The 13989-nt window shown below is 56.5% G+C and carries 11 protein-coding genes; all 11 read left to right on the top strand.

The genetic code is table 11. The features are described from left to right. Positions 1-145 precede the first annotated feature (145 nt). The 11 genes from VF639_RS19710 to VF639_RS19660 all read left to right on the top strand — a co-directional run bounded on the left by VF639_RS19710 (position 146) and on the right by VF639_RS19660 (position 13888). Entirely contained in the window at positions 146-667 is a 522-nt protein-coding gene (locus VF639_RS19710; RefSeq protein WP_331147656.1) for a GNAT family N-acetyltransferase, read from the top strand. A gap of 305 nt (positions 668-972) precedes the next feature. Continuing rightward, positions 973-2211: a glycosyltransferase family 1 protein gene (locus VF639_RS19705; RefSeq protein ID WP_331147655.1), complete on the top strand. Its 1239-nt coding sequence runs from the start codon at positions 973-975 to the stop codon at positions 2209-2211. A 44-nt stretch (positions 2212-2255) separates the two neighbouring features. Further along, on the top strand, positions 2256-3446 hold the full coding sequence (gene glf / locus VF639_RS19700) for a UDP-galactopyranose mutase (protein WP_331147654.1): 1191 nt from the start codon (positions 2256-2258) through the stop codon (positions 3444-3446). Positions 3447-3767: 321 nt separating this feature from the next. Continuing rightward, positions 3768-5084, top strand: a complete 1317-nt coding sequence (locus VF639_RS19695) for a family 1 glycosylhydrolase (protein ID WP_331147653.1) — start codon at positions 3768-3770, stop codon at positions 5082-5084. A 3-nt stretch (positions 5085-5087) separates the two neighbouring features. Further along, positions 5088-6020 (top strand): SDR family oxidoreductase, encoded by a 933-nt coding sequence (locus VF639_RS19690; protein WP_331147652.1) that lies wholly within the window; start codon positions 5088-5090, stop codon positions 6018-6020. A gap of 450 nt (positions 6021-6470) precedes the next feature. After that, on the top strand, positions 6471-9875 hold the full coding sequence (gene secA / locus VF639_RS19685; protein ID WP_331147651.1) for a preprotein translocase subunit SecA: 3405 nt from the start codon (positions 6471-6473) through the stop codon (positions 9873-9875). 162 nt (positions 9876-10037) lie between these two features. Beyond that, positions 10038-10706: a deoxyribose-phosphate aldolase gene (gene deoC / locus VF639_RS19680; protein WP_331147650.1), complete on the top strand. Its 669-nt coding sequence runs from the start codon at positions 10038-10040 to the stop codon at positions 10704-10706. Continuing rightward, the gene (locus VF639_RS19675; protein ID WP_331147649.1) at positions 10684-11238 is read left to right on the top strand and encodes a sporulation protein; all 555 of its coding nucleotides are present in this window, start codon (positions 10684-10686) and stop codon (positions 11236-11238) included. The genes deoC and VF639_RS19675 overlap by 23 nt, the downstream gene beginning before the upstream one ends. Before the next feature lie 2 nt (positions 11239-11240). Further along, positions 11241-11636 carry a hypothetical protein gene (locus tag VF639_RS19670; RefSeq protein ID WP_331147648.1) on the top strand — a complete coding sequence of 132 codons (396 nt, stop codon included), beginning with the start codon at positions 11241-11243 and terminating at the stop codon, positions 11634-11636. A 25-nt stretch (positions 11637-11661) separates the two neighbouring features. Next, positions 11662-12855, top strand: coding sequence for a M20 metallopeptidase family protein (locus VF639_RS19665; protein WP_331147647.1), 1194 nt, complete (start codon positions 11662-11664; stop codon positions 12853-12855). Between the two features lie 220 nt (positions 12856-13075). After that, positions 13076-13888 carry a hypothetical protein gene (locus VF639_RS19660; protein WP_331147646.1) on the top strand — a complete coding sequence of 271 codons (813 nt, stop codon included), beginning with the start codon at positions 13076-13078 and terminating at the stop codon, positions 13886-13888. The last annotated feature ends 101 nt before the right edge of the window (positions 13889-13989 follow it).

Here is a 13989-nt window from a genome sequence, read left to right as displayed (position 1 = left end):
AAACGCTGGCGCGTGGTGCGCGACGTGTTTCGCGGCCGCGTAGCAGAAATCCGCGATACGGTGATGCTGCTGTGTTGCGGCTTGCACAACCTGCTGCTTACCCAAAAACAGACCGTAACCCGCTAATCGGTATAAGCTCTACTATATGCTTCGCGACGACCTTATTTTTCTGCGGGCTCTCGAAGCCGAAGACCTCGACTTTCTTTACGCGCTGGAAAATGACTCGTCCTTATGGCACGTTTCCGATACCGTGACGCCGATTTCGCGCTACACTTTGCAGAAATATTTAGACAATGCCGGCGCTGATTTCGAGGAAGTGCGGCAGCTCCGGCTGGTAATATGCGCAGTAGCCGATCAGCGGGCCCTAGGCACCGTCGATTTGTTTGATTTCGAGCCGCGCCACCAGCGGGCCGGGGTCGGAATTGCGGTGTTGCCCCACGAGCGGAAAAGAGGATATGCCCGTTCCGCGCTGAAACTTCTGGCCACTTACGCCCGTCAGACTTTACACTTGCACCAACTGTATTGTACAATTAATGCCGATAATAGTGCTAGCCAAAAGCTGTTCGAGCAAGTCGGATTTCAATTTGTAGGTGCACGCAAAGACTGGTTGCGTACTGCTAAAGGCTGGCAAGATGTTGTAGAATACCAATGTTTGTTGGACATATAGCGGGAGCAAGCACAGACAAGAAGTACGGCTGAGTTTGTTGACCGGCATTAGGAAAACAGTGTTACCCTTAGTGTTGAGCTGCACCAACGGCCAATTGGTTGAGAATGTAACTTTTCAGGGCGAAAAACAGTACTATATAGGTTGCAAGGTGTTATAGTTGAACTTATCAGCTAACTGTATTCTCTGGCGGCAGTGTATCCTTTTACTAAGGATTAGCGTATAATCTAATACCAACCGGGTAGTGACTTTCCAGGCTGCTTTGTAGACCCGCTGGTGTATCGCTACTTTCCACTTACTGATGCTCTATGTCGCTGAATGATCCAGCGCAGGTGAATTCCTCTGCCTCTGACTTAAATCTATCCGCTCCTTCAACACCGTCCAAGTCGTTTCCAGATTTGGTCTGCTTCGCTCATTTACATTGGGATTTTGTGTGGCAACGGCCGCAGCACTTACTGTCGCGGTTTGCGTTGCACGGCCGGGTGCTTTACGTCGAAGATCCTTTTGTTGATCATACGCTAACCGAGCCTTTCCTGGAGATAAAGGAGCGCCAGAACGGCGTAAAGGTAGTTGTGGCGCACTTGCCTTTCGGTTTGACGTGGCAGGATTCCGACGCGGCGCAAAGCAAGTTGCTGGCTGAGTACTTCGAGAAGGAAAACTTCACGCAGTATATTTTCTGGTATTACACGCCGATGGCGCTCAACAAGTCGCGCGACTTCAAGCCGGCACTCACCATCTACGACTGCATGGACGAGCTGGCCAGCTTCAAGTTTGCGCCCGATGGCTTGCGCGAGCGGGAGCAAGACCTGTTCAAGAAAGCCGATTTGGTGTTCACGGGCGGTTATACGCTCTACGAATCCAAAAAGCTGCAGCACCCCGATGCGCACCCCTTCCCGAGCAGCATCGACAAAGACCACTTTGGGTTGGCCCGCCAGCCCATGGATGACCCCGCCGACCAGGCCGGTATTGCGCATCCGCGCATTGGCTTCTTCGGCGTGGTTGATGAGCGCCTCGACATCGAGCTGCTCGGTCAGTTGGCCGAAGCGCACCCGGAGTGGCAGTTTGTTATCATCGGGCCGGTGGTGAAAATCAGCCACGATATGCTGCCCCGCCACCAGAATATTCACTACCTCGGTGGTAAGGATTACTTGCAGCTACCTGCCTACCTGCAAGGGTGGGATGTGGCTACCTTGCTCTTTGCCGACAACGAAAGCACCAAGTTTATTTCGCCCACCAAGACTCCGGAATATTTGGCCGCTGGCCGTCCGGTAGTCAGCACGCCTATTCGCGACGTGGTGCGGCCGTACGGGGAACTCAACCTTGTACAGATTGCCGACAACGCCGACGACTTCGGGCGGGCCATCGAGAAAGCCCTGGTTCAGACGCAGGACGCCGATTGGCGCCGCCGTACCGACGAATACCTGGCTACTATCTCTTGGGATTTAACCTGGCAGCAAATGCGCGACCTGATACTGGCTCGCCTCCAGGCTAAAACTACCAACGCCGTCACTGAAATAGCCGATTCCTCGCTGGTCTCCGCTTCCTGACTTCCTTCCATTCTCCCTAATCCTTTCCAAAACACTTTTAGCTTATGTTCGATTATCTAATAGTAGGGGCCGGCTTTGCTGGCAGCGTGCTGGCCGAGCGTCTGGCAACCCGTTCGAATAAGAAAGTTCTCGTTATAGACAAACGCAGCCACATTGCGGGCAATGCGTATGATCATTACAACGAAGAAGGCATCATGGTCCACAAATACGGACCCCACATCTTCCACACCAACTCGAAAGACGTATTCGAGTACCTGTCGAATTTCACCGATTGGCGTCCGTATGAGCACCGCGTATTGGCTTCCGTTGATGGCCAGCTGGTGCCCATGCCCATTAACCTCGATACCATCAACAAACTCTATGGCCTCTCGCTCAACAGCTTCGAGGTAGAGCAGTTCCTGGAGTCGTTGGCCGAGGAAATTCCGGTTATTAAAACGTCGGAAGACGTAGTAGTAAGCAAAGTAGGCCGCGAGCTATACGAGAAGTTTTTCCGCAACTACACCCGCAAGCAGTGGGGCCTCGACCCCTCGGAGCTCGACAAGTCGGTGACTTCGCGCGTGCCTACCCGCACCAACCGCGACAGCCGCTACTTCACCGATACCTACCAAGCCATGCCGCTGCACGGCTACACGCGCATGTTCGAGAAGATGTTGGATCACCCCAACATCAAGATCATGCTCAACACCGACTACCACGACATCATCGACTTCATTCCGTTCAAGGAAATGATTTTCACCGGTCCGGTAGACGAGTATTTCGACTTCAAGTATGGCAAGCTGCCGTACCGCTCGTTGGAGTTCAAGCACGAAACCCTCAACCAGGAAAACTACCTGGAGGCGCCCGTCGTGAACTACCCCAACGACAACCTCTACACCCGCATCACGGAGTTCAAGGCCCTCACCGGCCAGAAGCACCCCAAAACGGCCATCGTGTACGAGTATCCGAAAGCCGAGGGCGACCCGTACTATCCCGTACCGCAGCCCGAAAACGCGGAGCTGTATAACCAGTACAAGAAGCTGGCCGATAACACGCCGAACGTCCATTTCGTAGGCCGCCTGGCCACCTACCGCTACTACAACATGGACCAAGTAGTAGCCCAAGCCTTGACGCTGTACAAGAAGCTAACCGAGAAAAGCGAGGAAGCGGTGAAAGCCGCTGCTAAACCCGCCATTACCGGCTCCGCTTCCATCATCGATAAGCTCGTTCCCCGCGACCCGGCTAAAGGTAAGCCGTAAGCCAGCATGGTCGGAGTGCGTAGCAGTAGGCATCCACCTGCCTACTGCTACGCACTCCGACCATCTCACCAGAAGCCCTGCGAGGCATACTTCCAAACACTCGTAGGGCCATCCGGCCACGTAAACACAATATCATGAAGCTGACGATTATAGTCGTTCAGTGAAAAACTGTCATCTACTCTCGGGAAGAGGCCCTGCGCGGTCTTTTATCCCGAGAATAGATGACAGGCTTGTTTTAGGACCGGGCAACCTCGTCACTTTATGGCGAAATAAAGTGAATTGTAAGTTGCTTAGTTGCCTTCCTTTCCAATGACTTAAACTATGTCTGAGAAGAATGTTGAAATGTGGGGCGGCGTAGAATGTACCATCCGTCGCATCGGCAACGGGTACACGGACCAGCTCGAGAACAGCGGGCACCGGTACCGGGTCGAAGACCTCGACTTGTTTGCCGAGCTTGGCATCAAGAAACTACGCTACCCGGTGCTGTGGGAGCAGGTAGCCCCCAACAGCCTCGACGAACCCGATTGGTCCTGGACCGACGAGCGCCTGAACCGCCTACGGGAGCTCGGCATCGACCCCATCGTAACGCTGCTGCACCACGGCAGCGGCCCGCGCTACACGGCGCTGCACCGTAAGAACTTCGTGCCAGGGCTGGCCCGCTTCGCCGAAATGGTGGCCGAGCGTTATCCCTGGATCAAGCACTATACGCCCGTCAACGAACCCCTCACGACGGCCCGCTTCAGCGGCTTGTATGGCATCTGGTATCCGCACGGCATCGACGACAAAACGTTTGTGCGCATCCAGCTCAACCACATCAAGGGCACGAAAGCCGCCATGCAAGCGGTGCGGAAAATCAACCCGGAGGCAGAACTGGTGCAAACCGAAGACCTCGGCAAAACGCAGTGCACGCCAGGCCTCGAATACCAGGCCGAATACGAAAACAACCGGCGCTGGCTGACCTTCGATTTGCTCTGCGGCCGCATCGATGAAAACCACCCGATGTGGGACTATCTCCGAACCAACGGCGCCACCAAAAAAGAGCTGCTGGAGCTGGTTGAGGTTCCCTGTCCGCCCGATGTAATGGGCATCAACTACTACATCACCAGTGAGCGGTTCCTCGATACCAACCACGAAGCCTTCCCCGAGCATCACCGGGTGGTTTCCTGCAACGAGCGGCCCGACTATGCCGACGTGGAAGCCGTGCGCGTGCGCCTGGTGGAGCTGACTGGCCAGTATCGGTTGCTGATGGAAGCATGGGAGCGGTACCAGTTGCCCCTGGCCGTAACGGAAGTGCACATCGAGTGCACCCGCGAAGAGCAAATGCGGTGGGTGCAGCAAACCTGGAACATCGCCAATCAGCTCAAGGAAGAAGGCGTTGATATGCGGGCCATTACCATCTGGTCGTTGCTCGGTGCCTACGACTGGAACTCGCTGCTCACGCGGCCGGGTACCTTCTATGAAAGCGGCGTTTTCGACATGTCGGGCGGTACGCCCCGGCCCACGGCGCTGTTCAAAATGATTCGTAGTCTGGCGTTGGAGGGCCACTACGACCATCCTCTATTACTCTCCAAAGGATGGTGGGAGCGGGAAGAGCGTTTCCTTTACCACCACCATTGCCCCACCCACCAGACCACCTAAGCTATGAAAATACTTCCTTCCAATGAGTTGTCGGCGAACCTCTCACAGCCTGCCATCCAGCCGCTGTTGATTACGGGCGCCACCGGTACGCTTGGCAAAGCTTTCAAGCGGCTATGCGCTGTTCGAGGCATTGAAACGATCATTCTGAACCGCGCCGAGCTCGACATCACCGACGTACTTTCCGTCGAGAAAGCTCTGGCCCGCTACAACCCGTGGGCCGTGGTGAACACCGCCGGCTACGTGCGGGTGGATGAGGCCGAAAAGGATTTCGAGCGGTGCTACCGCGAAAACGCCATCGGCCCCGCCATTCTGGCGACTGCCTGCGCCGCCCGGAGCATCCAGCTGCTCACCTTCTCCTCCGACCTCGTCTTCGACGGCAACAAGTCGTCGGCGTACGTGGAAAGCGACCAGCCCCGGCCCCTGAACGTGTATGGCAACAGCAAACGCCTCGCCGAGCGCGACGTCCTGATTCAGCAGCCCAATGCCCTGGTAATCCGCACTAGCGCCTTCTTCAGCCCCTGGGACGAGCACAACTTCGTGTATTCCGCCTTGCGGGCCGGCCAGCAAAAGCAAGCCTTCCAAGCCGCCGACGACGTGCTCATCTCGCCCACCTACGTCCCCGACCTGGTTAACGTGTCGCTCAACCTGCTCATCGATGAGGAGAAGGGCGTGTGGCACCTAGCCAACCAAGGCGCCTACACGTGGGCCGAACTCGCCCGCCTCGCCGCCGATATGGCCGGCCTGGATCAGTCGTTTGTGCTGCCGTGCTCCATGCAGGCTTTCGGCCTGCCCGCTGCCCGGCCTTCATACAGCGTGTTAGGTAGCCGCCAAGGCAATTTGCTGCCTTCCGCCGAAGACCGGTTACACAAGTGCGTCATGGAAATGATGGACAAGTTGAGGGAAGAGCCCGAAGAGCGTATTGCGCTGGCTTCGTAGGTTGCTGATGCAGTTTCCGGAACGGTGTAGCGCGAAACCTGAGCTTCGCGTATCGTTGAACGACCTTGCACGTAGTAACGACATCGTTCAACCTCAGCAACGATACGCGAAGCTCAGGTTTCGCGCTACACCCTCCGACACTGTTCCTGGCCGCGTCTCTACACACGTACATAGATCATAAAATCGTTCGCAACCGAATGATTTTAACACTCTAGCGAGATGCTTCGGCTATGCTCAGAACCACGGTCTACCTAACAACCAACCACTAACAACCCGCTCCCAAAAACCTGACAACATTTCTTTTACAGAAACCCCGCACCCTTTTTGAGGGAGCGGGGTTTTGTCGTTTTGGGGGTCGGAGCGACGCATAAGCGGTATAGCTCCGGGAGTTTCCCGAAAAACGCCGTAAATTTGAGGTACGCCCTCGCGTTTCAGCTTAAATAGACTAGCATGTTTGATTTTTTAGGGAAAACCGTCGCCAAAATTTTCGGTACCAAATCGGACCGGGACTTGAAGGAGATTATCCCCTACGTAGCGCTTATAAATGCCGAATATGCCAAACTGGCACAACTATCTGACGACCAACTGCGCGAGCGGACCAACGAGGTGCGCGCCCGTATTGATGAGCGCCTCAAAGGCATCGACGACCAGATAGCCGCGCTGCACACCCGCGTCAACGAGGATACGACGCTGGATATCGGGCAGAAAGAGCAGGTATTCGACCAGATTGACGAGCTGGAAAAACAGCGCAACAAAGATCTGGAAGTGGTGCTGCTGGAAGTACTGCCCGACGCTTTTGCTATCGTAAAAGAAACCGCGCGCCGCTACAAAGAGAACGGCCAGCTGGTGGTAACCGCCACCGACTACGACCGGGAGTACGCCTCGCGCAAGAAGAACGTCACCATCCAGGGCGACCAAGCCGTGTGGGCCAATAAGTGGGTGGCCGGCGGTGCTGAAATCACGTGGGACATGGTGCATTACGACGTGCAGCTGATTGGCGGCGTAGTCCTGCACCAAGGCAAAATTGCCGAAATGGCCACCGGAGAAGGCAAAACCCTGGTTTCGACTTTGCCTGCTTTCCTCAATGCGCTGTCTAAGCGCGGGGTGCACTTGGTAACCGTCAACGACTATCTGGCCAAGCGTGACTCGGAGTGGAATGCGCCGCTGTTCGAGTTCCACGGCATCACCGTGGACTGCATCGACAAGCACCAGCCCAACACCGATGCCCGCCGCAAAGCCTACGCCGCCGACATCACCTACGGCACCAACAACGAGTTTGGCTTCGACTATCTGCGCGACAATATGGCGCGCGACCCGCAGGAGCTGGTGCAGCGCAAGCACCACTTCGCCATGGTCGATGAGGTGGATTCCGTACTGATTGATGATGCCCGGACGCCGCTCATCATCTCGGGGCCCGTGCCGCGTGGTGATGTGCACGAGTTCTATCAGCTCAAGCCCCGCATTCAGATGCTGGTGGACGCGCAGAAGAAACTGGTGCAGCAGTACCTGGTAGAGGCTCGCAAGGGCATTAAGGAAGGCAAAGAAGGTACTAAGGAAGGCGAGCCAGGTCTGGCCTTGTTCCGCGCCTACCGTGGCCTGCCCAAGAGCAAGCCGCTGATTAAATTCTTGTCGGAAACCGGCGTGCGGGCCGTGCTGCAAAAGGTGGAGAACTTCTACCTGCAAGACAACGCCCGCCAGATGCCGCAGGCCGATGCGCCGCTGTACTTCACCATCGACGAGAAGCACAACCAGATCGAGCTAACCGAAAAAGGCATCGACCTGATTACGGCCCAGGGCGAAGATCCGCACCTGTTTATCATGCCCGACATCGGGATGGAAATTGCGGCCCTCGAAAACAATAAGAGCCTCACCAACGAAGACCGGCTGCACCAGAAGGAGCAGCTCATGCAGGACTACCAGGAAAAGAGCGAACGGGTACACACCGTGAACCAGCTGCTGAAAGCCTACACCCTGTTCGAGCGCGACGACCAGTACATCCTCACCGACGACGGCAAGGTAAAGATTGTGGACGAGCAGACCGGCCGCGTAATGGAAGGTCGCCGCTACTCCGACGGCTTGCACCAGGCCATCGAGGCCAAGGAAAACGTGCGCGTAGAAGACGCCACGCAGACTTACGCCACCGTGACCTTGCAGAACTACTTCCGCATGTACCACAAGTTGGGCGGCATGACGGGTACGGCCGAAACCGAAGCTGGCGAGTTCTGGAGTATCTACAAGCTCGACGTGGTAGTAATACCCACCAACCGTGGCATTCAGCGCCAAGACGAGCACGACAAGGTGTACAAGACCGTGCGCGAGAAGTACAACGCCGTAGCCGAGGAAATCCAGGAGCTGGTGAAAGCCAACCGCCCCGTGCTGGTAGGTACCACTTCCGTGGAAATTTCCGAGCTGGTCAGCCGCATGCTGAAGCTGCGCGGCATACCGCACCAAGTGCTGAACGCCAAGCAAAACCAGCGCGAAGCCGAAATTGTAGCCGGCGCTGGCCATCCTGGTACGGTAACCATTGCCACCAACATGGCCGGCCGTGGTACCGACATCAAGCTGCGCGGCATTGCCAAGGAATCGGGCGGCTTGGCTATCATCGGCACCGAGCGGCACGAGTCGCGCCGCGTTGACCGCCAGTTGCGTGGTCGGGCCGGCCGCCAGGGCGACCCGGGCTCTTCGCAGTTCTTCGTGAGCCTGGAAGACAACCTGATGCGCCTCTTCGGCTCCGACCGGATTGCCAAGCTCATGGACCGTATGGGTCTGGAGGAAGGCGAGGTAATTCAGCACTCCATGATTACGTCGAGCATCGAGCGGGCGCAGAAGAAAGTCGAGGAAAACAACTTCGGCCAGCGCAAGCGCCTACTCGAATACGACGACGTGATGAACGCGCAGCGCGAAGTGGTGTACAAGCGTCGTCGCAATGCCCTGTTCGGCGAGCGTTTGGAACTCGACATCTGGAATATGATCTACGACGTGGCCGAGGACGTGGTAACCAGCCACAAGATTTCCGGCGACTACGAAGACTTCAAGCTGGCCATCCTGCGCATTTACGGCTACGACACCTACATCACCGAGCAGGAGATGAAAGGCCTGGCCGCTGGTCCGCTCACGCAGAAGCTGTATGATGAGGCGCTCGGCTACTACCATAGCAAGAACGACCACATTGCCACCAACGCCATGCCGCTGGTCAACGATCTGCTGGCCCAAAACGCACCGTTCGAGAACGTAGCCGTGCCGTTCACCGATGGCCGCAAGCAAGTGTCGGCCGTAGCCAACCTGCGCCGCGCCCAAGCTACCAAGGGTCACGAAATCATCCGGAGCATGGAGAAAGCCGTGGTGCTCTCCACCATCGACACCGCCTGGACCCAACACCTGCGCCAGATGGACGACCTCAAGCAGGTAGTACAAAACGCCGTGTACGAGCAGAAAGACCCGCTCTTGGTGTACAAGTTCGAGAGCTTCGAGCTGTTCAAAGGCATGATTGGCAAAGTGAACGAGGAGACGCTCGCCTTCCTGTTCCGCGCCGACGTACCGATGCAAGCCGGCGCCGAAGGCACCAACGACTCCGAATTCTACATCGAAGACGAACTGCCGACTCCGGCCCCCATGCCCAAGCTGAAGGCCGAGAAGGAAATATCGTCTATTTCGCTGGGCGCGGGCCCCGAGGACATGCACCCCGACGACATGCCGCTGGAAAAGCAGCAGCCTGTCCGGGCGCAAAAAATTGCCAATCGCAACGAGAAAGTGAGCGTGCAGTACATGGACGGCCGCATTCTGCGGGATGTGAAATTCAAAACTGTAGAAGAAGACTTGCTCAACAACCGTTGCGTATTAGTTGATATTGCGTAACATTTTCGGCCAAGTAATTGCTTCAAACGGGAGCTGGCGAAAGTCGCCGGCTCCCGTTTTGCTGTTCAGACAGTCTATTGGAAGGGGCAAGTACGTACATAGTTGAACCGCTGCCTGCATGGCCTCACGGCTAAATCCCTCGTTGACATTACCTTTAGTGATATGAACCTTGCTCCCCACATCGACCATACACTGCTCCGGCCCGATGCCACCCCCGAGCAAATCGAGCAAATCTGTGCCGAGGCCGCCGAATACCGGTTTGCTGCCGTGTGTGTGCCGCCGTGCTACGTGCGCTTGGCGGTGGAGAAGCTGAAGGGTTCGCGCGTGGCGGTATGCACGGTTGTGGGTTTTCCGCTAGGCTATCAGTTGGCGAAGGTGAAATTTTTTGAAGCCCACCAAGCCCTGACCGAAGGCGCCACCGAGTTGGACATGGTTATCAACATCGGAGCGTTGAAAGCTGGTCACTTAGAAGAAGTGGAGGAGGAGATTGGGCAGTTGGCGGAGCTATGCCATTTGCGCGGAGCGCTGCTGAAGGTGATTATTGAAACGGCTTTGCTTTCCGAAGACGAAATCATGCTGGCCTGCGAGCTATGTGAAGAAGCCGGCGCCGACTTCGTGAAGACGAGTACCGGCTTTGCCAGCCGCGGCGCATCCGTTGCCGACGTAATGCTGATGCGCCAATCTTTGCCCGCCAACATTCGCATCAAAGCGGCAGGTGGCATCCGTACCCGCACTGCCGCCTTGGCGCTACTAGCCGCTGGCGCCGACCGAATTGGCTCCTCCAATAGCCTCGTTTTGCTTCACGAAGATGATACCACTATTACCGCGTAACGTGTTGTTGCTTTCCACTTTGTTTGCACTTGGCGCCTGTGCTACCACGGCTCCGGCCACCACGGGCGTCACTCCCGCCGACACCACCAAAGTGCGAACCAGCCAAGTCCGGCAGGATGCGCCCGCCGAAGACCTGAGCCGCTATCGGCCTACCTTTCCCGCTCCCAAAGAGCCAGTTGTACCGGCGCCCAAGCCCACGGTGCCACCCACCAACCACGTCAACGCGCAAATCGAGCAGCGTCTGCGCGACCAGGCTTACACCAACCAGAACGTGAAATATGCCCAAGGCTACCGGATTCTGGCCTACGTGGGCCTGGAGCGCGAGAAAGCCATGGCCGTCCGCCGCGCTATCATCAGCCGCTACCCCGACGAAACCGACTACCTCACCTTCAAGCAGCCAGTGTTTCGCTTATACGTAGGCGACTACTTAACGCGCTTAGAAGCCGAGCAAGCCATGATGCGCATTCGCCCGCTGGCCCCTAGAGCCGAGTTGGAGTCGGCGCAGGTGCTCCTGAACAAGACGGCTTACTAGTCATGACGACCAGCCGAGAGTTGCAATGGGAAGAACTCGATTTATTGCAGGGCTTAGAAGTTGTGCCTGTTGAAAACGATAATGGCGGCATTGAGTGCCACGTAGACCAGTTAAATTTGACGTTGCAACTTACGCTGTGGCCTTGCCTCGGCGTAGTGGACATAACTTTGGTAGAACGCAGCAGCCAAGCAGTTCTGTTGGACTTTATGGTTGCGGTTCGGGGACGTATCTACTACAACAACGACAAACGAGGGCAATACTTAACGTTTCCGAATTGCGTGTTGGTAAGTCGTAGTGCATCTTTTTCTGAGCAGAACGAGTCCCCTTTCAGTCCCAATGTGGTGGGACGGCCCATGCTAGTAGCTATACGCCCACGTCTGAGCGTGTTGTTTAACTAGGCATACTTCTCTTTCTCCCTATTTTATGCAACACCTGCTTCCTCGCATCAAAGCGCTGGCAACTGAAACGGCCGCCGACACGGTAGCCCTGCGCCAGCACCTGCACGCCAACCCCGAACTGTCGTTTCAGGAGTTTAATACCGTGGCTTTCGTCTCGGCAGAGCTAACGAAGATGGGCCTCACGCCGCAGCCTATTGCCAATACCGGCGTCGTGGCGCTTATTGAGGGCCGCAACCCTAGCACCCGCACCGTAGCCCTGCGTGCCGATATGGACGCGTTGCCCATCACCGAGTTAAACGAAGTGCCCTACAAATCGACGAAGCCCGGCGTCATGCACGCCTGCGGCCACGATGTGCATACTTCGTCGCTACTCGGTACAGCCCGCATCCTGACGCAGCTACGCGACGAGTTTGAAGGCACTGTGAAGCTGATGTTTCAGCCGGGCGAGGAATTGCTGCCGGGTGGCGCATCTTTGATGATCAAGGAAGGAGTGCTGGAAAACCCCAAACCGGCCAGCGTATTAGGTCAGCACGTGTTTCCGATGCTGCCCGCCGGGCAGATTGGTCTCCGGCCGGGCCGCTATATGGCCAGCACTGACGAGCTGTACCTGACCGTACGCGGCAAAGGCGGCCACGGCGCCATGCCCGAAATGAACCTCGACCCGGTACTGGTAGCCGCGCACATCATTGTGGCCGCCCAACAGATTGTGAGTCGCCGGGCCAGCCCCAAAATGCCCTCTGTGTTGTCGTTTGGGAAGGTTATTGCCAACGGCGCCACCAACGTCATTCCCAACGAAGTCTACATCGAAGGCACTTTCCGCACCTTAAATGAGGAGTGGCGCAACGAGGCCCATCAGCACCTACGCCGTCTGTGCGAAGGCCTGGCCGAATCCATGGGCGCCACCTGCGAGCTGGAAATCCGGCGGGGCTACCCCTATCTGGAGAACGAGCCGCAACTAACCGCCCGCGTCCGCGCCGCTGCCGAACAATACTTGGGGGCCGAAAATGTAATTGAGCTCGACCAGTGGCTGGCCGCCGAAGACTTCGCCTACTTCTCGCAAGCCGCCGATGCCTGCTTCTACCGTCTCGGTACCCGCGCCGCCGATGGCCGTTTTGCCTCTTCCGTGCACACGCCCACCTTCGACATCGAGCCCAAAGCCTTGGAAACTGGTCCAGGTTTAATGGCTTGGCTTACGTTGCAGGAGCTAAGCGGGCAGTAACTCGAAAAGGTGAATCGACCGTTACCAACGTTGAGCAATTAGCCTGGCAGCTTCAAGCATCGGCGCGTTCCAAGCCTTCGGGTGAACCTTCCGCTCGACGCACCTGCAAGCAACCAGTTCTTTTCCTTCAAGCCTTAATGCGGAGGTACTACAAAGAGCTGCCTCCGCGTTGAGGCTTGAAGGAAAAGCTCAACCTTACATTTTGCTATAGCTTTGTTGTATGCGCTACTTATACTGTTTGCCTCTGGTACTTAGCTTGTTCTACTCCCTTTCCACCGCCGCGCAGCGTCGTGGAGTCAGCAGTACACTGTTGTTGCCAGAGCTACAAACGGAGTTTGCACTCAAGGGCGACGATTATTTACTGGTTGGCTTACGAGCGCCACTCTTCACTGCATCCCCCGGAGTTGATTTGCAGCGCCTCGGATTGAACTTAGGGTACGAGCGGTTTTGGGACCAGCAATGGAGCGGCGGGGCTACGCTTCGGCTGGAGTTTTTTAACGGCTACCGCGGTGGCGGTGACGTGGGTCGGTTATACACCGACCTTGTCCCGGAGCTGTTTGTGCGTCACTGGAACACTTTGGGGGCCTTCAACTTTCGGCAGCGTCTGGGGGTAGATTATTATGTGCCCGGTGGCGAACGTGGTGAAAGTCGTGCGAGCACCCATTTACGCCTCGATCTAGACCGACTATTTCCGTTGGGTGGAAAAACGGCCATCCGCCCCCGGCTTGCCTACGAAGCCGCCGCTTATTTACGTCTGCAGCGCGATGACGACGAGTTGAAGGAGCGGGTAATTGACTTCGGAGCGTTACGCGGGGAAGTGGGAGTGGTTTTGTCGCCGCGCTTCGATTTCACGCCTTGGGTAGCCTCCCAAACTGTTTACCTCAATACGCTGCCGCAGTACGATTCTATGGGCAATCAAACGAGCGGCGGCCGAACCAACTTGGTGTCGCCTGTGGTCGGGCTGGATGTGCGCCTTACCTTATTTAGAGGTGGCACTCCCTTTGAGCGCCGGCAACTCCCAACGCAGCACTAACAGCCCGTCCAGGCGTAGCATAACGGTCGGTTAAGATAGACATCAAATACATATAATGTCATTTTGTCTTATCGTGATATACTTGATTTTGTTGCTCCAAA

The organism is Hymenobacter sp., from assembly GCF_036387835.1.
Classification (GTDB): domain Bacteria; phylum Bacteroidota; class Bacteroidia; order Cytophagales; family Hymenobacteraceae; genus Hymenobacter.
Note: the sequence above shows the minus strand (reverse complement) of the source record. Positions and strands in the feature narration are given on the sequence as shown.

Excerpts from the sequence above, each read along its gene's own strand:
- VF639_RS19660 (WP_331147646.1), top strand. The coding sequence starts at position 13,076 with ATGCGCTACTTATACTGTTTGCCTCTGGTACTTAGCTTGTTCTACTCC.
- glf (WP_331147654.1), top strand. The coding sequence starts at position 2,256 with ATGTTCGATTATCTAATAGTAGGGGCCGGCTTTGCTGGCAGCGTGCTG.
- VF639_RS19705 (WP_331147655.1), top strand. The coding sequence starts at position 973 with ATGTCGCTGAATGATCCAGCGCAGGTGAATTCCTCTGCCTCTGACTTA.
- VF639_RS19665 (WP_331147647.1), top strand. The coding sequence starts at position 11,662 with ATGCAACACCTGCTTCCTCGCATCAAAGCGCTGGCAACTGAAACGGCC.
- VF639_RS19690 (WP_331147652.1), top strand. The coding sequence starts at position 5,088 with ATGAAAATACTTCCTTCCAATGAGTTGTCGGCGAACCTCTCACAGCCT.
- VF639_RS19695 (WP_331147653.1), top strand. The coding sequence starts at position 3,768 with ATGTCTGAGAAGAATGTTGAAATGTGGGGCGGCGTAGAATGTACCATC.
- VF639_RS19710 (WP_331147656.1), top strand. The coding sequence starts at position 146 with ATGCTTCGCGACGACCTTATTTTTCTGCGGGCTCTCGAAGCCGAAGAC.
- VF639_RS19670 (WP_331147648.1), top strand. The coding sequence starts at position 11,241 with ATGACGACCAGCCGAGAGTTGCAATGGGAAGAACTCGATTTATTGCAG.
- deoC (WP_331147650.1), top strand. The coding sequence starts at position 10,038 with ATGAACCTTGCTCCCCACATCGACCATACACTGCTCCGGCCCGATGCC.
- secA (WP_331147651.1), top strand. The coding sequence starts at position 6,471 with ATGTTTGATTTTTTAGGGAAAACCGTCGCCAAAATTTTCGGTACCAAA.
- VF639_RS19675 (WP_331147649.1), top strand. The coding sequence starts at position 10,684 with ATGATACCACTATTACCGCGTAACGTGTTGTTGCTTTCCACTTTGTTT.